31 protein-coding genes are annotated in these 26019 nt (G+C 29.1%); 8 read left to right on the forward strand and 23 right to left on the reverse strand.

Annotated elements, in window-relative coordinates; all coding sequences use genetic code 11:
- Positions 1-63 precede the first annotated feature (63 nt).
- The 7 genes from tgt to ATCC9714_RS14120 form a co-directional block, all read right to left on the reverse strand.
- Positions 64-1185, reverse strand: coding sequence for a tRNA guanosine(34) transglycosylase Tgt (gene tgt / locus ATCC9714_RS14090; RefSeq protein WP_054631300.1), 1122 nt, complete (start codon positions 1183-1185; stop codon positions 64-66).
- Between the two features lie 22 nt (positions 1186-1207).
- Positions 1208-1708: a phosphate-starvation-inducible PsiE family protein gene (locus ATCC9714_RS14095; RefSeq protein ID WP_021122486.1), complete on the reverse strand. Its 501-nt coding sequence runs from the start codon at positions 1706-1708 to the stop codon at positions 1208-1210.
- 16 nt (positions 1709-1724) lie between these two features.
- The gene (gene queA / locus ATCC9714_RS14100; protein WP_021127761.1) at positions 1725-2750 is read right to left on the reverse strand and encodes a tRNA preQ1(34) S-adenosylmethionine ribosyltransferase-isomerase QueA; all 1026 of its coding nucleotides are present in this window, start codon (positions 2748-2750) and stop codon (positions 1725-1727) included.
- 79 nt (positions 2751-2829) lie between these two features.
- Positions 2830-3843 carry a Holliday junction branch migration DNA helicase RuvB gene (gene ruvB / locus ATCC9714_RS14105; protein ID WP_054631299.1) on the reverse strand — a complete coding sequence of 338 codons (1014 nt, stop codon included), beginning with the start codon at positions 3841-3843 and terminating at the stop codon, positions 2830-2832.
- Positions 3844-3857: 14 nt separating this feature from the next.
- The gene (gene ruvA, locus ATCC9714_RS14110) at positions 3858-4460 is read right to left on the reverse strand and encodes a Holliday junction branch migration protein RuvA (RefSeq protein ID WP_021122483.1); all 603 of its coding nucleotides are present in this window, start codon (positions 4458-4460) and stop codon (positions 3858-3860) included.
- Positions 4453-4962, reverse strand: coding sequence for a crossover junction endodeoxyribonuclease RuvC (gene ruvC / locus ATCC9714_RS14115; RefSeq protein ID WP_054631298.1), 510 nt, complete (start codon positions 4960-4962; stop codon positions 4453-4455). Before ruvC ends, ruvA begins: the two co-directional genes overlap by 8 nt.
- A 133-nt stretch (positions 4963-5095) precedes the next feature.
- The gene (locus tag ATCC9714_RS14120; protein ID WP_021122480.1) at positions 5096-5695 is read right to left on the reverse strand and encodes a hypothetical protein; all 600 of its coding nucleotides are present in this window, start codon (positions 5693-5695) and stop codon (positions 5096-5098) included.
- A 169-nt stretch (positions 5696-5864) separates the two neighbouring features.
- On the opposite strand from ATCC9714_RS14120, the gene ATCC9714_RS14125 reads away from it, so the two are divergent.
- On the forward strand, positions 5865-6182 hold the full coding sequence (locus ATCC9714_RS14125; RefSeq protein WP_021122479.1) for a hypothetical protein: 318 nt from the start codon (positions 5865-5867) through the stop codon (positions 6180-6182).
- Positions 6183-6300: 118 nt separating this feature from the next.
- Positions 6301-6624, forward strand: a complete 324-nt coding sequence (locus ATCC9714_RS14130; RefSeq protein ID WP_021122478.1) for a DUF1540 domain-containing protein — start codon at positions 6301-6303, stop codon at positions 6622-6624.
- 27 nt (positions 6625-6651) lie between these two features.
- On the opposite strand, the gene ATCC9714_RS14135 is transcribed toward ATCC9714_RS14130, so the two are convergent.
- Together ATCC9714_RS14135 and nadE are read right to left on the reverse strand one after the other, a co-directional pair.
- Entirely contained in the window at positions 6652-7374 is a 723-nt protein-coding gene (locus ATCC9714_RS14135; protein ID WP_054631296.1) for a YebC/PmpR family DNA-binding transcriptional regulator, read from the reverse strand.
- 151 nt (positions 7375-7525) lie between these two features.
- Positions 7526-8281, reverse strand: a complete 756-nt coding sequence (gene nadE / locus ATCC9714_RS14140) for an NAD(+) synthase (RefSeq protein WP_057545749.1) — start codon at positions 8279-8281, stop codon at positions 7526-7528.
- Positions 8282-8391: 110 nt separating this feature from the next.
- On the opposite strand from nadE, the gene ATCC9714_RS14145 reads away from it, so the two are divergent.
- Complete coding sequence (locus tag ATCC9714_RS14145) at positions 8392-8760, forward strand: sulfite exporter TauE/SafE family protein (protein WP_054631294.1); 369 nt, start codon at positions 8392-8394, stop codon at positions 8758-8760.
- On the forward strand, positions 8760-9137 hold the full coding sequence (locus ATCC9714_RS14150; protein WP_021127752.1) for a sulfite exporter TauE/SafE family protein: 378 nt from the start codon (positions 8760-8762) through the stop codon (positions 9135-9137). Before ATCC9714_RS14145 ends, ATCC9714_RS14150 begins: the two co-directional genes overlap by 1 nt.
- A gap of 118 nt (positions 9138-9255) precedes the next feature.
- Here the strand turns inward: ATCC9714_RS14150 and ATCC9714_RS14155 are convergent, their stop codons facing one another.
- From ATCC9714_RS14155 to hflX, 4 genes are all read right to left on the reverse strand, one after another.
- The gene (locus tag ATCC9714_RS14155; protein ID WP_021122471.1) at positions 9256-9894 is read right to left on the reverse strand and encodes a YigZ family protein; all 639 of its coding nucleotides are present in this window, start codon (positions 9892-9894) and stop codon (positions 9256-9258) included.
- 88 nt (positions 9895-9982) lie between these two features.
- A complete protein-coding gene (locus ATCC9714_RS14160) occupies positions 9983-10411 on the reverse strand; it encodes an NUDIX domain-containing protein (RefSeq protein WP_021127750.1) in 429 nt (142 codons plus the stop codon).
- Between the two features lie 112 nt (positions 10412-10523).
- The gene (locus tag ATCC9714_RS14165) at positions 10524-11186 is read right to left on the reverse strand and encodes a HEAT repeat domain-containing protein (protein ID WP_021127749.1); all 663 of its coding nucleotides are present in this window, start codon (positions 11184-11186) and stop codon (positions 10524-10526) included.
- Between the two features lie 7 nt (positions 11187-11193).
- Positions 11194-12477, reverse strand: a complete 1284-nt coding sequence (gene hflX, locus ATCC9714_RS14170) for a GTPase HflX (RefSeq protein WP_021127748.1) — start codon at positions 12475-12477, stop codon at positions 11194-11196.
- Between the two features lie 99 nt (positions 12478-12576).
- Between hflX and ATCC9714_RS14175 the strand changes: the two genes are divergently transcribed.
- Positions 12577-12834 carry a cysteine-rich small domain-containing protein gene (locus tag ATCC9714_RS14175; protein WP_021122465.1) on the forward strand — a complete coding sequence of 86 codons (258 nt, stop codon included), beginning with the start codon at positions 12577-12579 and terminating at the stop codon, positions 12832-12834.
- A 9-nt stretch (positions 12835-12843) separates the two neighbouring features.
- On the opposite strand, the gene ATCC9714_RS14180 is transcribed toward ATCC9714_RS14175, so the two are convergent.
- The 4 genes from ATCC9714_RS14180 to ATCC9714_RS14195 form a co-directional block, all read right to left on the reverse strand.
- Positions 12844-13473, reverse strand: a complete 630-nt coding sequence (locus tag ATCC9714_RS14180; protein ID WP_057545748.1) for a TIGR01906 family membrane protein — start codon at positions 13471-13473, stop codon at positions 12844-12846.
- A gap of 19 nt (positions 13474-13492) precedes the next feature.
- Entirely contained in the window at positions 13493-15043 is a 1551-nt protein-coding gene (locus tag ATCC9714_RS14185) for an ABC-F family ATP-binding cassette domain-containing protein (RefSeq protein ID WP_054631411.1), read from the reverse strand.
- Positions 15044-15179: 136 nt separating this feature from the next.
- Complete coding sequence (locus ATCC9714_RS14190; protein ID WP_021127745.1) at positions 15180-15893, reverse strand: zinc dependent phospholipase C family protein; 714 nt, start codon at positions 15891-15893, stop codon at positions 15180-15182.
- A 94-nt stretch (positions 15894-15987) separates the two neighbouring features.
- Complete coding sequence (locus ATCC9714_RS14195; RefSeq protein WP_021122460.1) at positions 15988-16764, reverse strand: N-acetylmuramoyl-L-alanine amidase; 777 nt, start codon at positions 16762-16764, stop codon at positions 15988-15990.
- 148 nt (positions 16765-16912) lie between these two features.
- On the opposite strand from ATCC9714_RS14195, the gene ATCC9714_RS14200 reads away from it, so the two are divergent.
- Together ATCC9714_RS14200 and ATCC9714_RS14205 are read left to right on the forward strand one after the other, a co-directional pair.
- Positions 16913-17239 (forward strand): hypothetical protein, encoded by a 327-nt coding sequence (locus ATCC9714_RS14200; RefSeq protein ID WP_054631409.1) that lies wholly within the window; start codon positions 16913-16915, stop codon positions 17237-17239.
- Between the two features lie 168 nt (positions 17240-17407).
- Positions 17408-18361, forward strand: coding sequence for a SpoIVB peptidase S55 domain-containing protein (locus ATCC9714_RS14205; protein ID WP_057545747.1), 954 nt, complete (start codon positions 17408-17410; stop codon positions 18359-18361).
- Between the two features lie 8 nt (positions 18362-18369).
- Here the strand turns inward: ATCC9714_RS14205 and yunB are convergent, their stop codons facing one another.
- Together yunB and tyrS are read right to left on the reverse strand one after the other, a co-directional pair.
- Positions 18370-19077 carry a sporulation protein YunB gene (gene yunB, locus ATCC9714_RS14210; RefSeq protein WP_057545746.1) on the reverse strand — a complete coding sequence of 236 codons (708 nt, stop codon included), beginning with the start codon at positions 19075-19077 and terminating at the stop codon, positions 18370-18372.
- 43 nt (positions 19078-19120) lie between these two features.
- A complete protein-coding gene (gene tyrS / locus ATCC9714_RS14215; protein WP_057545745.1) occupies positions 19121-20341 on the reverse strand; it encodes a tyrosine--tRNA ligase in 1221 nt (406 codons plus the stop codon).
- A gap of 192 nt (positions 20342-20533) precedes the next feature.
- Here tyrS and ATCC9714_RS14220 point away from each other — a divergent pair, with 192 nt between their 5' ends.
- Positions 20534-23293 carry a transglycosylase domain-containing protein gene (locus ATCC9714_RS14220; RefSeq protein ID WP_057545744.1) on the forward strand — a complete coding sequence of 920 codons (2760 nt, stop codon included), beginning with the start codon at positions 20534-20536 and terminating at the stop codon, positions 23291-23293.
- 37 nt (positions 23294-23330) lie between these two features.
- Here the strand turns inward: ATCC9714_RS14220 and spoVAE are convergent, their stop codons facing one another.
- From spoVAE to sigF, 4 genes are all read right to left on the reverse strand, one after another.
- On the reverse strand, positions 23331-23690 hold the full coding sequence (spoVAE, locus tag ATCC9714_RS14225) for a stage V sporulation protein AE (RefSeq protein ID WP_021122449.1): 360 nt from the start codon (positions 23688-23690) through the stop codon (positions 23331-23333).
- A 12-nt stretch (positions 23691-23702) separates the two neighbouring features.
- A complete protein-coding gene (gene spoVAD / locus ATCC9714_RS14230; RefSeq protein ID WP_054631405.1) occupies positions 23703-24716 on the reverse strand; it encodes a stage V sporulation protein AD in 1014 nt (337 codons plus the stop codon).
- A gap of 12 nt (positions 24717-24728) precedes the next feature.
- Entirely contained in the window at positions 24729-25169 is a 441-nt protein-coding gene (gene spoVAC, locus ATCC9714_RS14235) for a stage V sporulation protein AC (protein WP_021122446.1), read from the reverse strand.
- Between the two features lie 78 nt (positions 25170-25247).
- The gene (gene sigF, locus ATCC9714_RS14240; RefSeq protein ID WP_021122445.1) at positions 25248-26012 is read right to left on the reverse strand and encodes an RNA polymerase sporulation sigma factor SigF; all 765 of its coding nucleotides are present in this window, start codon (positions 26010-26012) and stop codon (positions 25248-25250) included.
- Positions 26013-26019: the final 7 nt, after the last annotated feature.

A 26019-nucleotide genomic window follows, 5' to 3' on the forward strand; every position in this document is an offset into this window, starting at 1 on the left:
TCCTTTTTATATATTCATTAAAAACTTTATGTTTTATATAATAATCATTATAACTTAAAACAATTATAATTCATAGCCATATTTTTGGAAAAACTCTTTTCTAAAGTCTAATAATCTATCTTCCATTATAGCTTCTCTTACTTGTTTCATTAAATTTAATAAGAAATGTAAGTTATGAGTAGTTATAAGTCTAGCTGCTAATATTTCATTAGCCTTAACTAAGTGTCTTATATAAGCTCTAGTATAATTTTTACAACAATAGCAATCACAATTAGGATCTAGTGGTCCAAAATCTCTTGCATACTTTGCATTTCTAACTACAACTTTTCCTTCACTTGTCATAGCTGTACCATTTCTAGCTATACGAGTAGGTAAAACACAGTCAAACATATCAATTCCTCTTATAGCACCTTCAATTAAATCATCAGGACTACCAACACCCATTAAATATCTTGGTTTATTTTCTGGCATTAGAGGTACTGTGTAATCTAACACTTCATACATTAACTCTTTTGGCTCTCCCACACTTAGTCCACCTACTGCATATCCAGGTAAATCAAGTTCTAATATTTCTTTTGCTGATTGTTCTCTTAAATCTTTATACATTCCACCTTGAATTATTCCAAATAAAGCTTGGTTTTCTGTATTTTTATGAGCTTCTTTACATCTTTTTAACCATCTAGTAGTTCTCTCTAAAGAGTTTTTAACATACTCTCTATCTGCTGGATATGGAGCGCATTCATCAAATGCCATCATTATATCTGATCCTAAAGCATTTTGAATTTCCATAGCTTTTTCAGGGCTTATAAAGTGTTTCGATCCATCTATATGAGATCTAAAGTGTACACCTTCTTCAGTTATTTTTCTAAGTGGTCCTAAACTAAATACCTGGAATCCTCCACTATCTGTAAGTATCGGTTTATCCCAGTTCATAAATTTATGAAGTCCACCTGCTTCTTTAACTAAATCATGTCCAGGTCTCATATATAAATGATATGTGTTACTTAATATAATTTGAGATCCTATCTCTTTTAATTCTTCTGGTGTCATTGACTTTACAGTTGCTTGTGTTCCAACTGGCATAAATATTGGTGTTTCTATTACTCCATGAGGAGTGTGTAATCTTCCTAGCCTTGCTCCACTTTGTTTGCAAGTTTTTATAAGTTCATATCTTACTGCACTCATGATGACTCTCCTTACTTTTTATCTATTCTTTATTTTCATTATTTAGAGCTTTCTCTAAATTTCTTTTATGACATTCACAATCATTCTCTTCACATTCTTCATAGTGAATACTCGTTACATTCATCGAACTATTATCATTAGTTACTAAGTATTTTCTTATTGCAAATAATCCAGCTATTGCTATTATTCCTAAAAGTAAGTCTAACATACCCTCACTCTTTGGAAGTAATAACAGCTTTCTTGCTATAGCATATAATAATACTTCAATTAAGGCCCCTGGTATATGTAAAGATAGCATTACAACTAACTCTACCCCTATAACTAATAATAAAATTTGCCCCAATAAATCATTGAATTGTGCATATAATACAGGTGTTTGATATTCAATAATGTATGAATTCCATATAACTCTTAATACATCTATTGTACCTAAAAATACAACTAATAGTACAACCATCGCTAATAAAGATTCAAATATATACGCAATTTTAAGAGATAAACTTTTTTCATCTAACTTTTTCATCCTATTCCCCCTTTATCTATTTAATTAACATAGCATCCCCAAAACTAAAGAATCTATATTTTTCTTCTACTGCCTTACAATATGCATTTAAGACAGCATCTTTTGAAGATAATGCACTTACTAGCATTATTAAAGTAGATTCAGGTAAATGGAAGTTTGTTATTAGTCTGTCTACCACTTTAAATTTATATCCTGGATAAATAAATATATTTGTCCAACCACTTATCTCTGATATTTCGCCATTTTCATTGCTTGCAGACTCTACAGTTCTACAACTTGTAGTTCCTACACAAATTACTTTGTTTCCATTTTTCTTAGCTTTATTTATTTTATCTGCAGCTTCTTTTTCAACCATATAATATTCAGAATGCATCTCATGGTCTAACACATCATCTACTTTAACAGGTCTAAAAGTTCCCAGTCCTACATGTAATGTTACAAAGGCTATGTCTACACCTTTTGCTTTAATTTTTTCTAAAAGTTCTTCTGTAAAATGAAGCCCTGCAGTCGGTGCTGCTGCCGATCCATTATGTTTTGAATATACAGTTTGATATCTTTCTCTTTCTTGTAATCTTTCTGTTATATATGGAGGTAGAGGCATATTACCAAGTTCATCTAAAACTTCTTCAAATATACCTTCATAGTAAAACTTAACTAATCTAGATCCTTCTTCAGCCAGTCCAACTACTTCTCCTATTAATTTTCCATTTCCAAATGAAAATTTAGTTCCAACTTTAGCTCTTTTTCCTGGTTTAACTAATGCTTGCCAAATATCTTTATCTGTTCTTTTTAATAAAAGAAATTCTATTTTACCACCAGTATCTACTTTTTCTCCTATTAATCTTGCAGGTATAACTCTTGTGTTATTTAAAACTAAGCAATCTCCCGGATTTAAATAATCTATAATATTTTTAAAAATCTTGTGCTCTATATCCCCAGTCTCTTTGTCTAAAACCATAAGTCTAGAATTAGATCTATCTTCTAATGGAGTCTGAGCTATTAATTCTTCTGGTAAGTCAAAGTAAAAGTCACTCGTCTTCAATTTAAACGTCCTTTCTATATTTTAGTACAAATTACATCATAACAAAAAAAATAACTTTTTTCTAGATTAATGCTATTTATTACTTTTGATTTGGATATGGTAAATTTAAATGTTCATAAGCTAAAGGCATAGCAATTCTTCCTCTTGGACCTCTATTTATAAACCCTAACTGTAATAAATACGGTTCATATACATCTTCTATTGTATTTCTATCTTCCCCTATAGAAGCCGCTAATGTATCTAATCCAACAGGTCCTCCCTTAAACTTTTCTATTATAGTATATAATAGTTTTTCATCTACATAATCAAGACCTAAACTATCAACTCCCAATAATTCAAGTGCATCATTAGCAACGTCATCTGTTATATTGCCATCCGCTCTAACTTGAGCATAATCTCTAACTCTTTTTAATAACCTATTTGCAATTCTTGGAGTTCCTCTAGATCTTCTAGCAATTTCTGTTGCTCCTCCTATTTGAATCTCAGCTCCTAAAATACTTGACGATCTAATTACTATCTGTGCTAATTCTTCAACTGTATAATAATCTAATTTACATATAACTCCAAATCTATCTCTCAGTGGATTTGTTAACATACCAGCTTTTGTTGTGGCCCCTATTAATGTAAATTTTGGAAGATCTAATCTTATACTTCTAGCAGAAGGTCCTTTACCAATAATTATATCTAGGCAATAATCCTCCATAGCTGAGTATAGTACTTCTTCTACAGTTCTACTTATTCTATGGACTTCGTCTATAAATAAAACGTCATTTTCATTTAAATTGGTAAGTATAGCTGCTAAATCCCCAGCTCTTTCTATAGCTGGCCCAGAAGTTATCCTAAGGTTAACTCCCATTTCACTAGCTATAATAGACGCTAATGTTGTTTTCCCAAGGCCTGGAGGTCCATATAATAAAACATGATCTAATTGTTCATTTCTAGCTTTTGCTGCCTCTATAAATATTTTTAAAAGCTCTTTAGCTTTTTTTTGACCTAAGTAGTCATCTAAACTTTTAGGTCTTAAATTATTTTCTATATCTACATCTTCATTTTGCATTGTAGATGTTATTATTCTATTTTCTTCATCAAACATACTATGCCCCCTTCCTATCTAAGAGATTTGCTCATTATATAACTTAATGATTTTTTAATTATATCTTCTGTATTCATACCGCTCTTTTTACAACTATCTACAGCTTCTTTTGCTTCTTGCGTTGAATATCCTAAGGCAACAAGAGCATCGACTGCTTCATCCTTAGATATATTAACAGGAGTATGATTAAGAAGAGTTGGCTCAAATTCAATATTATTTTTATCTATCTTGTCTTTTAATTCTAAGATTATTCTCTCTGCAGTTTTCTTACCTACGCCTGGTGCTTTTGACATTTTAGCAACATCTTCACTAACTATATAAGCTCCAATTTGTTTTGGTGTTGCAAACGACAATATTCCAAGTGCTACTTTAGGCCCAATTTTAGAAACTGAATTTAATAATTCAAACATATTAAGCTCTTCTTTTGTCCCAAATCCACATAAACTCATATCATCTTCTCTTACTATTAACTTTGTATATATCTTACATTCTTTTCCTAATTTAACATCCATTAATGTATTTGAAGATACGTTAATTTTGTAGCCAATATTATTTGCTTCTATTACTAAACTATCCAAATTTATTTCTTCTATAGTACCTTTTATATAACTATACATACTTTCCCCCTATATTCTTTAGTGTTTTTTCTAATTTATTTGAGTGACAATGGCATATTGCAATCGCTAATGCATCTGCTACATCATCTGGCTTTGGTACTGTCTTTAAATTTAAAAATGACTTAACCATTTGTTGCACTTGAGCTTTATCAGCTCTTCCATATCCTACTACACCTTGTTTTACCTGAAGAGGTGTATATTCATAAACAGGCTTACCATTATGTGCACATGCAAGCATAGTTACGCCTCTAGCTTGTGCTACTGTAATTGCAGTTTTAACATTCTTATTAAAGAATAATTCCTCAATTCCAACCTCATCTATATTATAATTTTTTATTAACATATCAATTCCTTTGTATACAAGTTCTAATCTTTTCAATGTATCCATATGAGCAGGTGTAGTTACTGCTCCATAATCAATTACTCTAAATTTATTATTCTTATATTCAATTATACCGTATCCAACTATAGCTATACCTGGATCAATTCCTAGAATTATCATACTTTTAAAATACTCCTTTTAAGAAACTTATGTTCTGTATTAATATATAATACCATACTTATATATAAACTATAAAGAGATGAAAAGTCTCCTCTTCATCTCTTTGTATTTGCATTTTAAATTTTATTAGAATTTAGCTACCAAAATCCTCTAGTATAGAATATATTTCATCTTTATTTTCTGAACATATTCCTAGTTTTAATTTTTCTTGAACTGTTTTAGGTAAAGATTGAGTTTCTATTTGAGTTTCTTCTAAAAGTTTTCTATTTCCATCCTTATCATATTGGCAAACTATTATAAGTCCTTTTTTATCTTCTATTGAAAATTGATTTGCTTTTGAAACATCCTTAAAAGTTTCTTTTTCTAATAATGTTATTTCATACTTATCTAATTTTTTTATAGTCTTATCTGGATATTTAGCTTTTAAATATGTACTTATCTCGTCTTTAGACTTTCCTATTAATTCACTTGGAACTGTTCCTATCATAGTTGGAGTTTCTTCACTTGAAGTACCATCTTCATAAGTTTTCTCTACCCAAATCTCACAGTCTTCGCTTAAATTAAAAGTATCTTTAACTTTTTCTTTATCTTTCTTTAATTCTACTTCACTTTTTTTAGAGATATTATTATCTGTCGTTTTAAATCCTACATAAATTCCTCCAGCGAGAACTAATATGCCTACTAATATCATAATTGGTATTCGCCAAGGAAATTCTTTTTTCTTCTCGAACATTAAAAACAACCTCCTTATACCGGTTATTTTTTCCAATTGCAATTTTTTTATACATTTTCTAAATTTATATTACTTAAAACTTATATTTTTATATACAATTGTTCCATTTTTAATTTGACTTTCATATTATAATCTTAAAATTATATATATTTTATAAGGGGGCTTAAATTTGAATATAAATACTTCTTTGCTAAATAGATTGGAGTTTATTGAGTTTAAACAACATATATTATTTTTAAAACAACCAAACCATAAAGTTAAGGTTTTTTCAGATTTATCTTTAGATGAGTATTTAAATATAAAAGACTATGTAAATAAATTTGAAGAACTATTAAAATTAAATAATAACTTATCATTTAAAGATTTTACAAATGGTTTATATGATATTTGTCCTAAAATAAAAACTTACCCAGAAAGTCCGGTTCTTATTGCAAAAATATTAATGGGATATAGTAACTATGATTTATTATTTTCTCATAATAACTAAAATAGTAATAACTTAAAATAAGCAATATAAATTTATATTGCTTATTTTATTATACATAGTATATATGACTTTTTTTAGGACATAATTTTACTAACCATATTTTCTAGGAGGTATTTTTATGTCAAAAATAAATTGCTCTGTTGATAACTGTTCTCATAATAATAAAGGAATTTGTTATGCAAACAGAATAGATATTCAAGGAAATAAAGCAACATCTATTGAACATACTGCTTGTGCCTCATTCCTTGATAATTCTGTTTATAGTACACTTACAAATAATACTAATGATAATGGGGCTTGTTCTTGCTTGTGTTGTAAAGTACGTACTTGCAATTATAATGAAAACAACCTATGTACTCTTGAATCTATAAAAGTTTCACCAGATAATAAAAAGCCTAATATATACTCAGAAACTAGCTGTTCTAGTTTTGAATACAAATAAAAAAGGAGATGATATCATCTCCTTTTTTTATTCTTCTATTTCCCAGTTATGAGCTATATTTTGAACATCATCGTCATCTTCTAACATATCTACTAATCTATTCATAAACTTTAATTGCTCTTCTTCTGTTAATTTAGTAGTTGTTTGAGGAAGTAATTTTACTTCTGCAGATATAAATGAATATCCTTTAGCTTCTAATTCTTCTTTAACAGCTTGGAAGTCTTCTGGTGAAGTTAATACTTCAAATCCATCTTCTTCAACTATTAAATCTTCTGCTCCAGCTTCTAATGCTATATCCATTAACTCTTCTTCTGAAACATCATCATTTGCTTCTATTAATATTTGACCTTTTTTATCAAACATAAATGATACACATCCGCTAGTACCTAAGTTACCACCGTTTTTATCAAAGTAATATCTAACATTTCCTGCAGTTCTGTTTTTATTATCTGTTAAAGCTTCTACTATTACAGCAACTCCTCCTGGTCCGTATCCTTCATAAACTATAGTTTCAAAGTTTTCACCGGCACCTCCACCAGCACCTTTAGCTATAGCTCTATCTATATTATCATTAGGCATATTGTCTGCTTTAGCTTTATCTATAGCTGCTTTTAAAGTTGCATTGTATTCTGGATCTGCTCCACCCTCTTTAGCTGCAACAGCTATTGCTCTAGCATGCTTTGTAAATATTTTAGCTCTTTTAGCATCTTGCTTACCTTTTCTATTAATTATGTTTCCTATACGTCCCATAATTCCACTCCTTGCTCTATAATTTCTTTTATATACTTTAAAATTTGTTATGCTTATATCTTATAGGATTGCTATTACGTAATATAAATTATTTTTTAATTTATACTCTTATATACACCGTAATTTTAGCACAAAACTAAAATTTAGTAAATTAGAACTTAGGAGGAGCTGCTGCAGTATGTCTTTTATGCTCGCTTATTCTATGTAACCTAGCTATAATATCTTGATCTTTTTTAGGTACATCATTGATTCTGCCCTCTACAATAGAGTCTATCATGTCGTAAGTAGTTCCCATTTCATTCTCATCAGTTTGTCCTTCCCATAGTCCAGCTGATGGAGCTTTATTTATTATATCTTCATGAACTCCTAATACTTTAGCCCATTCATAAACTTCTCTTTTAGTTAAATTTGCTAGTGGAATTAAATCTACTCCACCATCTCCATACTTAGTAAAATATCCTGTATGTATTTCAGCTGCATTATCTGTTCCAACCACTAAGTATCCCATATTATTTGCCACAGTATATACTGTACTCATTCTAATTCTAGCTCTTAAATTAGCATCGCTCATTTTATCATTTGCTGAATTATAAAGATTTTGCTCTTTTAATCCATTGCTAACTTTTTTATATATACTAGTCTGCTCTTCTGTTAAATCTAAGTCTAAGTAATTTATATTGCATCCATTTATAACTTTTAATGCATCCACTCTATCTTGTGGATTACTCTTTATACTCATGATAACTCCCATCGAATCATTTGGAAAAGCTTTTTTTATTAGATACGCAACTACCGCAGAATCAATTCCTCCAGAAACACCTACAACTAATCCATTTGTATGTGATTCTTTTACTTTTTCTCTTAGCCATTCTACAGTTTTATCTATTTTAAAATGTATCTCCTTCATGTATAATTTTCCTCCTTTAGTCTTTGGATAATCCAATTATATCAGATATTTTTATTTTAATTAAATATAATTTATGCTTTATGTGAAAAATAATTCAAGAAGGTGATAATATGAAAAAAAAATCTAGCTATTTTAATACAAAAAACTCTTTAATTGGATTTATTACAGGCTTTATAAATGGTATTTTTGGTTCCGGAGGAGGTACACTTTTAGTCCCAATCCTTAATAACATATTAAAAGTTGATGAGCACAAATCTCATGCAACAGCTTTAGCTATAATTTTATTTTTAACATCTACAAGTTCAGTTATATATGTATATCAAGGAACCTATGATTTTAACTTAACCTGGAAAGTCGCTATAGGAAGTGCTATAGGAGGTTTAGTTGGGGCTAAACTCCTTTGTAAACTAACAGGGAGATTTCTTAGAATTTCTTTTGGCCTTATTATGATTTTCGCAGCTATAAGGATGGTGTTTTAATGTTATTAGTTTTATGTGGATTTTTTGCAGGTATAATTGGTGGAATGGGTATGGGAGGTGGAACTATATTAATTCCTGCCTTAGTTTTACTCATGAATATAGATCCTAAGATAGCTCAAAGTATCAACTTACTTTCTTCCATTCCTATGACTATTTTTGCATTGATTATTCATATTAAAAATAGGAATGTAATTTTAAAACTAGTTATTCCATTAGCTATATTTGGTATATTTGGAGCTATATTTGGTTCTTATCTTGCAAACTTTATTTCTTCAGATATGTTAAAAAAAGTATTTGGTATATTTTTATTAATAATAGGAATTATAGAAATAAAAAAAGGAATATTTAATTCGAGTCCTAATAAATGTAAAAAATAAAAATTATAATTCTAAAAATTTATCAATTATTTATAATCATATCTCAAGTTATATTTATATTCATTGTAAAAAGAATCTAATTTCACAACTTTAAACTGTTGGAATTAGATTCTTTTATTTATAAAATTATCTGACCATCTTTTTCTGATAAGTAAAACTCTTCACCTAAAACTATATTAGCTGTAGCACTAGTTATATCAGTTATTTTATTAATTATCTCTTCTAGTTTATCCTGTTTTGAATAAACAATTATTTCTACATTATCTTCATATATAGTATCTTTTATAAAATAACCCATATTCATTATTTCATTTTGAACTTTTCCTAACTGATTATAATCTATTTTAATTTTAACTTCTTGATAGTTTACTTTTTCTATTATTTTTGCTGCTTCAAGACCTATTTTAGCACCTTTAGTATATGCTCTAACCAGTCCTCCTGCACCTAGTTTTATACCTCCAAAGTATCTTGTTACAACAACTACTACGTCTCTTAAATCTTCTTTTTTTATAACTTCTAACGTGGGAATTCCTGCAGTTCCTTGAGGCTCTCCATCATCACTATATCTTTGTATATTCATGTTTTGTCCTACTGTATAAGCCCATACATTATGAGTTGCATCCTTATGTCTCTTTTTTATTTCATTTATAAATTCAACTGCTTCTTCTTCTGTACTTATAGGCTTAGCATATCCAATAAATGTAGATTTTTCTATTATGATTTCGTCTACACCAAATTCATGTAATGTTTTATACATAATTTCGCCTCCTTAATGTTTTTATAAATTAATTATAGTAGTAAAAATAAAACAAGGCAAATGCCTTGTTTTATTTTTACTACTATAATTAATTTTCTATCTTTTGTTTTTTTAATTCTTTAAACTTTCTATATGATATATCTACAAGAGATTTCTCTCTATTGTGAGTTAACATTTCTAAAGCATCTTTAACTTTATAAAATCCAGCTTCTTCTATGCTTTCATCTGTTATACTGTATTCAGTGCTGTCAGATTCCATTATGTACCAGATTACAGCATTACATACTTTTTGTTGTCTACTTCTTGAATAAAATTCATACATAGTATCTCCTGCCATATCTAGTACTTTTGCATCTACAGAAATCTCTTCTTTAACTTTTGATGGAGCTATTTCACTGGGAATATCATTCTCACTTATTTTGCCTTTAGGTATAGTCCATTCCCCTTTGTCATTTTTTACTATTAACACTTTGTTTGCATAAAATACTATTCCACCTGCACAACGTCTTAGTATCATATTAAACTCCCCCTACTTACCATATTTTTACACCAAGTTATGGAGCTACATTTAAAAGTAATTTACTTTGTTAATCCATTATATGTTAAATTTATAGTGTTTATGTTATATATTAAGTAGTTTTTTCTAGTATATCAATAGCATCATTATATGCCCTAATTACATATTCTTTTTCATTCTTTTTTTTGTTTTTTAATCTTATAAGCATATCTAAACTACTTCTGTTGCCAACCTTAGCTAGGGCTTTAGCACAATATTGTCTAGTTTGGGGGTTTGAATCATACAAGCCTCTTTGAAAATATTCCCTACTTTCTTTTGAGGATATTTTTCTAAGCGCTGAGTAAGTTATTCTTCTAACATCAGAATGTCTATGACCTGTTAGCGGATGTAATATACCTAAGAATCTTTCATCATTTAATTCACCTGTAGCCCATATTAAAATCATTAAATCTTCTGCATTTTTTTCTGTTATTACTCTTTTGTAAATCTTTCTTTTAAAATCTAGTAATTTTTCATCATCTAAGTCATTCATAAATTTAATTCTATCATCTTTGCCCAGTTCTAAAAATCTATCTAAAGTATCTTTAGACATTTCTAGCTGATTCTTAAGAAGTAATTTAATTTCCATTTTAGCTCTTATTAACTGGTCATTTACTTCTTGAATTTCAAGATTTCTTATTTTGCTTATTTGAGATACTGTTTTAGACTCTTTGTAAAGCAAATACGTTATAAAATGATCTTGTAGATTATCTATATTTTCCCAAGATATATTCATATAATTCCTATTCGTTTATTACATAATCTTTATATATACTATAGTCTTCTTCGTCTAAACTTACAGTTAATTCTATACCATTTTCAACGTATTCAAACTCTTCAATATTGTATTTATTTTTAAGTCTACTAAATATATCCCCTTTATCATATGGTAATAATAATTCTACCTTATGAGTATTTTCCATAAGTGCATCTTGTATCATATCCATAAGTTTATCCATATTTATACCTTGTTTAGCCGATATATATACTACATTTTCTTGGTTTTTAGGATATATATCTAAATCTAACTTATCTATTTTGTTATATGCCATTATAGTAGGTTTATTGTCTGCATCTAATTCTTTTAATACTTTTTTAGTTGTATTTTCTTGTATTTCAAAACTATCATTAGTTGCATCTACTACATGTACTATTAAGTCTGCATAGTGGACTTCTTCTAAAGTAGCTTTGAAAGCTTCAACTAAATCATGTGGTAATTTACTAACAAATCCTACAGTATCTACTACTAAAAACTCTTTTTTATTCGGAAGAAGTGCTTTTCTTAGAGTAACATCTAATGTTGCAAAAAGCATATCTTTTGATAAAACTTCTTTTTCCTCACTATAGTCCTTGTGTGTTTTTATTAATTCGTTAAGTAATGTAGACTTTCCTGCATTTGTATATCCTACTAGTGCAACTATTGGAATATTTGATTTTAATCTCTGAGCCCTTTGAGTTTCTCTATTTTTCTTTACTTCTCTAAGTTCTCTTCTAATATCAGCTGTTTTATTTAATATGTGTCTTTTATCAACTTCTAGCTTTTGTTCTCCTGGTCCTCTAGTACCTATACCTGCACCAGTTCTACTCATTTCTCCTCCCATACCATACAGTCTAGGCAGTCTATACTTCAATTGAGCTAATTCAACTTGAAGCTTACCTTCTTTGCTTAATGCCCTTTGAGCAAATATATCTAATATCAATGTTGTTCTATCAATTACTTTTCTTTGAACTAATTCTTCTATATTTCTAATTTGAGCCCCAGATAACTCATCATTAAAAACTACAACTGTAGCATCTAGTGAATCACAATACGCCTTTATCTCTTCAACTTTACCTTTTCCTATATAAAAGGCCGCATCCCTCGCTGGTCTATTTTGTATAAGGTCTCCTACAACTTCGGCACCTGCTGCTTTAGCAAGTTCCTTTAATTCTTCCATAGATTCATTAATATCTATATCATCAACTTTTTTTACATTAGTAGTTATGTTCAACCCAACTAGTAACGCTCTTTCAACTATATTTTCCATCATAACACCTCATTTAATGTACTTTTTTTTATTATACCACTGTTATAATTTTTTAGTATAATTATATTAAAACTCTAAATAATTTAGGAGGTATATTATATGTCTGAGAACTACAAATTTTTCAGTAGCGATAAATGTGAATATTTTCCTTGCCATAAGGTAAATAATCCTGAAAATTTCAATTGCCTATTTTGTTACTGCCCTTTATATGCTTTAAAAGAAAACTGTGGCGGTAATTTTAAGTATACATCTAATGGAATAAAAGATTGCTCATCTTGCCTAATTCCTCACAATAAAAATAGTCACGATTACATTATGAGTAAAATAAATGATATTTTAAACTTAGGAAAAAAATAAGCGATAAATTTATCGCTTATTTTTTAATATTTTGTAAATTGTTAATATTATACTACTAAATATCAAAATTCCTGTTAGTATAACTACTCCACAATGAAGAAAAAATTCAGCAGGTAGCATATTTATTACAGGGTCCTTACTTGGGTCAAATATCCAGTAGTCATTATTAAAAATTAATCTATGAAATATTTCAAAACTCTTTTCAAATTGAATTGTTATTGGAATTACTAAAAATATAGGAATTAATATAGAAATTATTCCAGCATACTTTATAATTTTTATTTCTTTTTTCTTTAAAACAATATATATCCCTAAAACTGAAATAACTCCTGATATAATGTTTATTTTATTTAATACCTTAAATACATCTCTAACTTCCTCAAAATGAATTTTCCCTTGTATAGATGACTTAATCGTTGGCATGTTAAACTCATAATCTCTATAACTAGTATTGTATTTTATTAAATAATCATAATTAAGTTTTATTTCTTCTTCCGACATCCCACTTAATATAGGTATATTTAAATGTTTTATATCAAAGTAATATAAAGGCTTAAATACTACTGTAAATTTAACAATGCTAGTTATTATAAATAAGCTCATTGAAAATGCCAAAATCAAATTGGAAATTTTTTTCATCTCATACCCCTATCTTTTTTTACACTATTTTAGTTGTAAAATCTTCTATATTCCAAACATCATCTACAATGTCCATATAAAAATCTGGTTCATGAGATACTAAAAGTACAGTTCCTTTAAATTCTTTTATAGCTTTTTTAAGTTCATCTTTTGCTTCTACATCTAAGTGGTTTGTTGGCTCGTCTAGTACTAAAAAGTTAATTTTCTTTAACATTAACTTACATAGTCTTACCTTTGCAGCTTCTCCTCCACTTAAAACTCTCATTTGACTTGTTATATGCTCATTTGAAAGACCACATTTAGATAGTGCTTGTCTAACTTCAAAGTTAGTAAGCCCTGGATATTCAGCCCATATTTCATCCATAGGTGTATTGCTATTTTCTCTTGAACTTTCTTGTTCAAAATATCCAACTTCTAAATAATCTCCTAATTCTACTTTCCCATCAAATGGCTTTATTATACCTAAAAGAGTTTTTAATAATGTCGATTTACCTATACCATTCATACCTCTTAATGCTATTTTTTGATTTCTTTCTAGTGTGAAGTTTAAAGGTTTTGTTAAGGCTTCATTATAACCTAAAACAAGATTTTCTGTTGTAAACACAAATCTACTTGAAGCCCTGCCTTCCATAAATGAGAAAGTTGGCTTTATTTTCTCTTTAGGTCTTTCTAAAATTTCCATTTTGTCTAGTTTCTTCTGTCTACTGTTTGCCATTCCACGAGTAGCTACTCTAGCTTTATTTCTAGCAACAAAATCTTCTAGTTTCTTTCTTTCTTCAACTTGTTTCTCATAAGCTTGATCTTCTTGTCTTTTCTTTATATCTCTAAGTCTTTCAAACTCATCATAATTTCCTTTGTATCTGTTAAGTTCTCCATTTTCCATATGATATATAACATTACATGTATCATTTATAAATGGTATATCATGTGATACAAGTATAAAACTATTTTCATATTCTTGAAGATATCTAGTTAGCCATTCTATATGCTCTACATCTAGGTAGTTTGTAGGCTCGTCTAGTATTAATATAGTAGGATTTTCTAAAAGTAACTTAGTAAGCAAAACTTTTGTTCTTTGTCCTCCACTTAAGTCTGTTACATCTTTATCTAACCCTATTTCTCCAAGACCCAATCCGTTAGCAATTTCTTGAATTTTAGCATCTATCATATAGAAACCACTATTTTCTAGGATAGTTTGAATTTCAGCTGTTGAATCCATTAATTTTGTCATTTCTGCTTCATCAGCTTCACCCATTTTGTCATACATTCCGATCATTTCTTGTTCTAAATCAAACATAGGTTTAAAAGCATCTCTTAAAACTTCTTTGATAGTTTTTCCTTTTGTTAATACTGTATGCTGATCTAAATAACCTACAGTTACTCTTGATGACCATTTTATATTACCAGCATCTGGCATAAGTTTTTTTGTTATTATATTTAAAAAAGTTGATTTACCTTCTCCATTAGCTCCAACAAGAGCTATGTGTTCACCTTTTCTTAGTCTAAAAGACACATTTTCAAGTATAGTCCTAGCTCCAAAGCCATGACTCACATTTTCAACTACTAGCATCTAAACACCTCTTCTTATTTTATTATCTATATCATAATATCTTCTTTTCTTAATCAAATCAAGTTATACAAATAATTTCATGAATTTTCATAAATGAAAACTAATAAATAAGACTCCTTTTAAGGAGTCTTATTTATTAGTTTTCATTTTTTAATATAGTATCAAAGTAAGTTAGCATAAATCCTGCAGTTGATCTCTGTGCTAATGGCAAACACTTTGTTCCAAGCATATAAAATTTATTTTTTAAATTAGTTATATCTTTATACATCTTATCATAATTTAAAGCATGTGTTGAGTTATAAACTATATATTCTTCTACGTTATTTTTTCTTACTATCCCATCCTTTGCCCTAAGTCTAGGAATATCCATATAGTTATTTTTTATATATACTTCAAATTGCCTATGATTGTCTAATAGCTTACCTTTTGCATGTTGAGGTATTGTCATGTCTTGTACTATATGACATGCTACCCCAAAGTAAAAAAGCCCTAATTCAAATTTATTTAGTTTAAAAAATTTCACAGCTTTATTATAGTATTTATTAGCTATAGTCAAAGCATTTTCCTCGTATCCAAATTTTCCTCTTTTCAAATTTGGATTGTAAAAATGATGATAACTTTTAAAGTCTTGATCCGCCCATATTAATCCTTTATTAATTTGAGGCAAATATGATTTAAAAAAATCATATTGTTTTGTATAACCTTCATTTTTTAATATTTCCATTGCATTTGCTTGGATAAATATATGAACCTCACAATCTGTATTTATAATACTTTTTTTTACAGGATTAACAACTTTAAAAGTTCCTGATAAAGCTTTTCCATAAACATTTTCTATTTTTTTTCTCATTATAATCACCTAATAGTTGTAGTTAACAACTTATTTAATTTCACTATTAACACTATATTACTTTTTTGCTCATTTGTTAACCTTCAAATTTTTTTTAATTCTTATTTTCTATATCATTTAAATATATTTCTACACCATCTGCTACACTTTGCATTAATTTTCTTTGATATTCGGGGTTAGACATCATAAGGTCTTCACTATAATTGCTCATAAATCCCATTTCAATTAATACAACTGGTACTTTAGACCAGTTAAATCCTGTTAAATCGCCTCTTTCAAATATTCCATTTAAATTTATATTAGATTTTTTCATTTCATCTTTTATATAATTTGCACATTTATTACTACTTTCATAAATTCCACTAGTATACTTTCCATCTTTTTGAGGAATAAGAAGTGAAGCTCCTGTCTTTGATGAATTATCTAAACTATCTGCATGAACCCTAATTACCATATCTGCTTTTTTCTCATTTGCAAAAATAGCTCTTTCAGCATTACTTATATTAACATTATGACTATCTCTTGTCATAATAACTGTATATCCCTTACCTTCTAGTATATGCTTTAAAACAATGCTCGCTTCTAAATTAAGTATATATTCTGGTTTTTTTGTCGCAACTCCTGTAGTACCAGAAGAAACTCTCGCTTTTTTTGAACTTGCACCAGGTCCAATAGGCTCTAAGTTTCCATCTCCTTTTTCTTGATGACCTGGATCTATACATATAGTATATTTTTTATTTAAGTTTGAATCTATCAAATCTTTACCTATAAACCCAGTTGATTTATATAAGTTTTTTATAGGTTGTGATATCCCTATAAAAGCTATTCCTACAATTATCATTGAACAAACTAATATCCTATATTTTTTCATATGTGTCTCCTTTCTAATGTTATAGATATAATTTTAGCAATAGAGTCTATTTTTATGTAAATTTAGCTAAAACTATTTAATTTATTTTATAGTTGTTATCTTATTTTATAGTTCATATATATTAAATATAGGTATTTTGGAGGTTAGTATGTCTAGGTTAACAAGATCTAATAATGATAAATCTAAATTATGTCGATTTGGCTATGTAGATTATATAGTACTTGCATCATCGTTGGCTGTAGCTATATCCGAAGAAGTTAATGTTAATGATTTAAATATTTTAGCAACTTTTTTTGCAGTTTTATCAGATGAACTAGCATTAATAAGTTCTGTTAAAAGTTGTCCAGAAAACTCATCATCTAATGATTCTACACCTGAGGAATTTCCTGAAGCAGTTCCCGATACTGCATTAACAAGATGTAAATCTAAAGTGAAAAAAAGGAAAAAGATAAAAAAAATATATAAGAAACTCTAAAGCGCTTAAAATGCATGTATTTTAAGTGCTTATTTTTTATAGCTTGAAAACTATGGTTTTATTGTGTCTGTTTTCTACGGATTAAAAAGTCCATACTGCACAATCTATTATTAATCAAACAAGCACCAATTAAAATCATCATCAGTTTATCAGAAAGAAGGTGTTTTAGTGAAATTAAAAAAATTTATTTTAACTTCATTTTTACTATATTTTGTCTCAATAAGTTTTATTTATGCAGAATGTAGTTCAAAAAATGATATAGGTTATTTAATTCCTTTAGGTAATATAACTCAAATAGATGCTGAATTAGAGTTATTAATGGTAAGAAATACTTTTAAAGATTCTCCATTTAAAGTAGGTGATTCTTTAGTTAGTGTAAATGAAATTAAAATCAATAATTATGAAGATTTCTCAAATTTTATACAAAATGTAAGTAATAATTCAATTGTAAAAGTTAAAGTTCTTCGAGGTTCAAAAATCATAAGTTTAGATGTTTCTAAAGATGTATTAGAAAAAATCAATTTTAATAATTTAATTTCTGGATTTGCAACTTTAACATATATAAATCCTAAAGATAATTCTTTTGGAGCAGTTGCACATCCAATTAGTGTTGGATCTAATAGAAGTTTATCTGTTAAAAATGGGTCTATATCATCTACTTATAATTTAACAATTAATAAATCTTATAAAGGTAGTGTTGGATCTATTAATGCCAATAAAAATGAATTTATAGGAAACTTTAAAGATAATACTGATTTTGGTATTAAAGGCACTATAAACAACACAAATTTATATAAATTAAAAAAATATAAAGTTGCTAAATTAAATGAAGTAAAACCTGGAAAAGCTTCAATATTATTACAAACTTCCAGTAATTCTGTTAAAGAATACGATATAAATATAATAAATATTAAAAATCAAAAAATGCCAGAATCTAAAACTTTTAAAATAGAGATAGTAGATAAAGAGTTATTAAGCATAACAGGTGGTATAGTTCAAGGTATGAGTGGAACTCCAATAATTCAAGATAATAAAATAATAGGAGCAGTCTCCCATGCTATTGAAAATGATCCTACTATGGGATATGGTGTTTATATAGGTTGGATGTTAGAGGGAGAATAACTCCCTCTTTATTTTTTATCTATTTTTGTATTTAAATCTTTATTTGGTAAAACATTTAACATATCTTTTTGCGGTACATTAACATAACTTTCAGGTACATCTCCAACTATTATAGTCTCACATATAGGTATTTGTGTATTTACTTCTTTAGTAGATGTCGTTAAAGGTACAACAACTTTTACTTCAGTTTTAGCCTTTAAATATATTCTGTGCCTTGTTTGATTTATTCCTGAAGATTCAAAGTCTGTTCCAAAGTCTACATATACAGTTCCTATAGGTTCTATTGAAACTTTTATTTTAGGACCATATTTTGCTAAAAGCGGGCTTCCAATAGCTGTTCCAATAGGAATATACGTTGATGTTGTTTTTATTTTTTTCATTTCCGACTGTATCTCAAGTGCAACTTTAGATGCAATATCATTAATTAATATGGAATTAGCTTGCATCATAGTTATAGTTCCATCTTCCCCAGTTTTTATATTAATTAAATCTTCATATTTTATATTGTTATCTATCACTGTTGCTACAGCCTTATTTATAGATTTATTTGCTAGTTCTTCAGCTTTAGTTTCTGCTATTAAGGTAATAGTTGGTCTTAGTTTATTATCTATATATATGAAACTACCTATGAATACGGATAGTATAAAAATCATTAAGAATATACTTAAATTTTTTTTAAACCGTTCTTTTCTTTTTTTTCTTAAAATATTTTTCATCACAAAGCCCCCCTTACTATATTTATGTAAGGAGGGCTTTTAATTATTTCTTAATTATTAATTTTGCAAACTTTCTTTTTCCAACTTGTATGATATCGCCATCTTTTATTTCAACTTTATCATTTTCTACTTTTTCACTATTTATCTTTATTCCACCTTGCTTTAATAATCTTCTAGCTTCACTTGTAGATGGAGATAATTTAAGTGTTGCTACCAATTTAGGAATGAAGAATAATCCTTCTTCAGAATCATCCATAGAAATTTCCATTTCAGCTATATCATCTGGCATATTTCTTTTTTGGAATACAGATTTAAAATATTGCTCTGCTTCTAAAGCTTTTTCTTCTCCATGGTATAATCTAACAACTTCTTTAGCTAGTCTCATTTTTAAATCTCTTGGATTAACTTTATCTTCTTCCATATCTTTTTTCATTTTTTCTATTGAGTCTGGATGTTCATCTGTAACTAACTCGAAGTATCTTATTATAAGTTCGTCTGGAATAGACATTGTCTTTCCATACATATCATTTGGAACTTCACTTATTCCTATATAATTTCCTAATGATTTACTCATTTTTTTAACTCCATCAGTACCTTCTATTATAGGCATTAATAAAGCTACTTGAGGACTTTGATCATATTCTTTTTGAAGGGTTCTACCCATTAGTATATTGAACTTTTGATCTGTTCCACCCATTTCTATATCCGCTTTAATTGCAACTGAATCATACCCTTGCATTAGAGGATAGAAAAATTCATGTATTGATATTGATTGATTTGAAGCAAATCTCTTTTTAAAATCGTCTCTTTCTAACATTCTAGCTACAGTATATTTAGATGCTAAATTTGCAACATCCATAAAATTCATAGATTGTAACCATTCACTATTGAATCTAACTATAGTTTTTTCTCTATCTAGTATTTTAAAAATTTGATCTTGGTAAGTTTTTGCATTTTCTAAAACTTGTTCATGCGATAATTGCTTTCTAACTGCTGATTTTCCTGTTGGATCTCCTATCATTCCTGTAGCATCGCCTATTATTATAACTACTTGATGACCTAAATCTTGAAATGCCTTCATTTTTCTTAACACTACAGTATGACCTAAGTGTATATCTGGAGCAGAAGGGTCTAAGCCTAATTTTATAGTTAATGGCTTATTGTCTTTTGCTGATTTTTCTAACTTTTTGATAATATCTTCTTCAGATATTATTTCAGCCGCCCCTTTTCTTATTATCTTCATTTGTTCATTTATTTCAATCATATGTACACCTCACACATATTTTTTTACTACTTAGTTAAAAATAATTAATATTGTATCATAGTTAAATACTAAATTCAATTAATGCTACTCATACTATATAATTTCTTCTCACAATATTCATTTTAAACTATAAAATACAAAATTATTCCTATATATGTTATAATATATTGTCACAGTAAGGAGGTTAATTTCATGGGAAATTATAACAATGATAAAAATAAAATCCGCAGAAAAAAAATTAGTTCCTCTAGTACTAAAACTACAGCCTCGTCCAGCAAATCAACTAAGACTAGCAGTAGTAAAAATAGTACTCGTAAACCTAATAAGAAAGATAAATTTAAGATTATTAGAACTATTGGGGTTGCGCTTTTAGTTACATTAGTTTTAGGTGTAGCTGCATCATCAGCACTAGTATTTGTTGCTTTAAAAAATGTAGAACCTATTACTAAAGCATTGCTTGATAAAAAAGTTAATACAGTAACAGAACTATTATATAATGACGGATCTTTAATGGGAAATCCACCTACAGATAATAAAAAGGTTCCGATTTCAATAAAAGATATGCCAACTCATCTTCAACATGCACTTGTATCTATAGAAGATGAGAGATTTTATGAACATGATGGTGTAGACTTTAAAGGTCTTGCTAGAGCTGCTGTATTAAATGTATTAACATCTTCTTCACCAGGAGGAAGTACAATACCTATGCAGGTATCTAAAAACTTATTAACTTCTAAGGAAGTTTCTGTTGTTCGTAAAATAAAAGATATTTACTATGCTTTAGAAATGAATAAGACACTTTCTAAAGAAGAAATATTAGAACTTTATTTAAATAGCGCTTATTTTGGAAGTGGTGCAATTGGTGTAGAAGCTGCTGCTAATGCATATTTTGATAAACATGCAAAAGACCTTTCAACAGCTGAATCTGCCATGATTGTCGGTATTACTCAAAACCCTCAAAAATATGCAGCCTATAGAACTGCAAAATTAACTGGAAATGAAACTAAAGATGATTTAAAAAATAAAGTTAAGTTCTTCGTAAATGGTAAAAATGATAATTTTGACGATCCTACTCGTGTTGAACTTGATATGGTTGATAAAATGTATTCTTGGGGACTTATCCCTGATTATGATTACTACAAGCAATTAAAAGACGGTAATATGGTTTGTAGAAAAGTTGAGTTAAACCCTGAATCTAAAAAGAGACAAGAAACAGTTTTAGCGAAAATGTTAGAACTTGGTTATTTGACTCAAGAGGAATATAATAAATCAATCGCTGAAAAAATAGAAATAAAATTGCCTAAACCAACTAAAAAGCCTGCTTCTACAGTAGAAGATTTAATTGAAGACGATGTTATAACTAGTCTTATAAACCAAGGTTATACGGACACAGAAGCTCATAACCTATATTTCAATGGCGGTTTAAAAATACGTACTACTATAGATAAAAGTATGCAAGGCGAACTAGAAGGCCAATTTAATAATAGAGCAAACTTCCCAGAAACTATAATGGGTTCAGATGGTGTACCTCAGCCTCAAGCTGCTATGGTTATTTTAGATTATAGAACTGGGCAAATAAAAGCATTGATGGGCGGTAGAGAAATAAAAGCTAGAAAAGTACTAAATAGAGCAATTTCTCCTCATCAACCTGGTTCTACAATAAAACCTTTAGCTGTTTATACACCAGCTATTGATAATGGTAAAAATCAAGCAGATTCATTTAGTGATGTTCCTGGCGGATATAAGTTTAGCCAAAATAATAAATGGGATCCAAAAACTACAACACCAGGTACAGGATCAATGACTATGCGTCAAGCATTAGCTAAATCTTCAAATACAATAGCAGTTAAAGTTGCTGAAACCCTTGGCGATTCTTACGACGATTGTGTAGATACTATGCTTGATTACCTAAAGAATTTTGGTTTATCTGATTTAAAAGATGGCCCTGGTGGTGAAGATAGAAAATTCTCAGCACTTACTTTAGGTGGTATGACAAAAGGAGTTTCTCCTCTTGATATGGCTGCTGCATATGGTACTTTAGCAAATGGTGGAGTTTATGTTGAACCTATAACTTTTACAACTATAGAGTCATCTGACGGTCAAGTTTTAGTTCAAAATACACCAGAAGAACATAAAGTTGTAGATGCTCAGGTTGCTTATGTTGTAACTGATATGATGAAGTCTGTTATAACAGAAGGTACTGGTAAATCAGCTAGTATAGGTAGTATGCCTGTTGCTGGTAAAACAGGTACAACTAACGAAGATAAAGATGCTTGGTTTGTAGGATATACTCCATACTATGTAGGTTCTACTTATATAGGTGATGATTATCGTTCAAATCCTGATACTAAAGCTAGTATACCTCGTAGAGGGGTTGCTGGTGGAAGCTCGACTTCAGCTAAACTTTGGGCAAATGTAATGAGTAAGGTTCATGACGGTCTTAAACCTACAGAATTTAAAAAACCTAGTTCTATAGAATTTTTTAACATAAATTTATTTACAGGTGATGTAGTAGGAAAAGGTGCTTATAACTCTGCAATTGCTGCTTTTATAAAAGGTCATACTCCAAGTGGTAGTGCGATAGATCATACTCCGGAAGTTCCTAAGGCAACTACTGAAGAGAAAAAAACAGAAAATGAAAGCCCTGATAATACTAATACCCAAAAACCTCAAAATCCTTCGACACCAGAAAATCAAACACCAAATACTGGTGCAAACGGAACAAATAATGGTGCTAATGGTAATCAAGGTAATAACAATCAAACTAATATACCTGGAGGAGCTAATCCTCCTAAACCAGGAGATGGTAGTGGTAATGCTGGAGGAAGTACTCCGCCTACCCAAGGTGGCGGCACTAATACTGGAGGCGGAGCTAATCCAACTCCGACTCCGACTCAACCAGTTACCCCATCTCCAAATCCTCAGACACCTGCCCAAAATACAGGTGCATAAAAAAAAGAACTATATGATAAATCATATAGTTCTTTTTTTATGGCTTAGCCTTTGGAGTAAACACAACAGCCATTATATATCCAAAGAATATAGCAGCCGCTATCCCTCCAGCTGTAGCTGTTATTCCTCCTGTAAATATTCCTATAAATCCATCTTGTTCTATAGCTTTTACAACTCCATTATACAATGAATACCCAAATCCTATTATAGGTACAGTTGCTCCTGCCCCTCCAAAATCAACTATTTTATCATAAATCCCTATAAAACTTAATAAAACACCACCTGTTACATAAGTTACCATTATATAAGGAGTTTGAAGTTTAAAATAGTCCATCATTATTTGCGCTATTAAACATATAACTCCTCCTACTAAAAATACCTTTAAATAATCTATCATTGATTTCACCTCTTATTCATTAACTATTACAACTGCATGTGCTACACTAGGTATACTTTCTTTTTGTAGTGTACTTGTTGGTGATAATAATGCTCCCGTAGATACTAACATTACTTTATTAAATTTTTTAGCCTTAAGCATTTTATATATATATCCGTTAAAAACAGATGCTGAACATCCACATCCGCTTCCTCCACAATGAACATCTTGAGCTTCTAAATCAAATATTTCTACTCCACAATCAGTATATACTTTTGAAATATCTAAGCCTTTTTCTTTTAATAAATCTATTGTTATTTGCATACCTACTTTACCTAAATCTCCAGTAGCAATCATATCAAAACTATTTGGATCATCTTTTGTATCATCAAAATATGAAAATATAGTATCTATAGCAGCTGGTGCCATTGCAGCTCCCATATTATTAGCATCTGTTATACCTTCATCTATAACCTTCCCAATTGTTAAATATTTTATTTTTGGACCTTCTCCATTATTCGATATTAAAGAACATCCTGAACCTGTAACTGTCCATTGTGCTGTCATGGGTTTTTGATTTCCCAATTCTAAAGGAAATCTAAATTGTCTTTCAGCTGTACAATAATGACTAGATGTTGCTGCTACAACCAAATCAGCAAATCCCCCATCTACAATCATAGCTCCTATGGATAATGATTGAGACATAGTTGAACAAGCTCCATAAACACCTAAAAAAGGTATACTTACTTCTCTTGCCGCAAATGAAGTTGATAATAATTGATTTAATAAATCTCCAGCTATCATATAATTAACATCGCTTATAGATTTATTAGCTTTCGATACAGCATGCTGTACAACTGTTTGAACCATTTTACTTTCAGCAAATTCCCAACTTTTTTCACCATATAAATCATCATCTATCTTTATATCAAAGTAATCTTTTAATGGGCCATCTGCCTCCTTTGGTCCAACTATAGATGATGTAGATATTATAGTAGGCTTGTTTTTTAATTCTACAGTTCTTTTCCCAATTCTATTATTAGCCACTTGTACTCCTCCTTACTTAATGAAAAAATTTATTACATAGTATAAAAAACCACAAACTATAGAAGAACCTATCCCATAAACTAATACAGGTCCTGCTACTTTAAATAAGTTTGATCCAACTCCTAATACGTATCCTTCTCTTTTATATTCCATAGCAGGAGAAACTATAGAGTTAGCAAACCCTGTTATAGGTATAATAGATCCTGCTCCAGCTCTTTTACCAATTAGGTCATATACTCCTATTCCAGTTAAAAATGATCCTATAAATATAAGAGTCATAGAAGTTGCTCCAGCTGCTTTTAATTTATCTAGCCCAAAGTTTAAATATACATCGTTTATAATTTGCCCTATTACGCATATTAAACCTCCAACAATAAATGCCATTATATAATTTTTTGCATATTTGGGTTTTGGACTAATCTCATCAACATAGTCTTTATATTTTTTTCCCATTTGTCATCCTCCTTTTTATTTATATATTGTTATTATTTTACAAAACAAAAAAAATAAACCCTTAATTTAAGGGTTTATTTATCCTATATATGTTTTTAACTTTGATAGTACCTTTTTTTCAATTCTAGAAACTTGAACTTGAGAAATATTTAACATTTCTCCTATTTCACTCTGTGTCTTATCCTCAAAATATCTAAGCATTATAATTTGTCTTTCTCTTTTATCTAATTTACCTAATACCTCTTTTAATAATAAATTATCTATTACTTTTTCCTCTTCATTTTCACCTTTTAAGCTAATCTTATCTATTAAACAAATTGGAGAACCTTCCTCTTCATGTATAACTCCATGTAAATACTCAACAGAGAAGTTAGACTCTAAAGCCATTACCAAGTCTTCTTTGTCAACTCCAACCTCTTTTGATAATTCCTCTATAGTAGGTTCTCTTCCAAGTTTTTTAGTTAAAATTTCAGTCTGCATTTTAGCTTTTATAGCTATTTGTTTTAAAGACCTAGATACTTTTATCATCCCATCATCTCTTAAGTATCTTTTTATTTCTCCTAAAATCATAGGGACTGCATATGTAGAAAATTTCACATTAAATTTTGGATCAAACTTATATATAGCTTTTATAAGTCCTATAGAACCTAACTGAAATAAATCATCTCGCTCATACCCTATATTTAAAAATTTAGATACAACACTTCTAACTAAACCTAAATTGCTTTCTATCAAAATCTCTTTTGCTTTTTCATCCCCATTTTGTACAAGATGTATTAAATTTAAAGTCTCCTCATGGCTAAGCAATCCCTTTCTTTCCTCTTTATTGGCAGTTATCCCCATAATAAAA

Origin of the sequence: Paraclostridium sordellii (genome assembly GCF_000953675.1) — a bacterium.
GTDB lineage: Bacteria > Bacillota > Clostridia > Peptostreptococcales > Peptostreptococcaceae > Paraclostridium > Paraclostridium sordellii.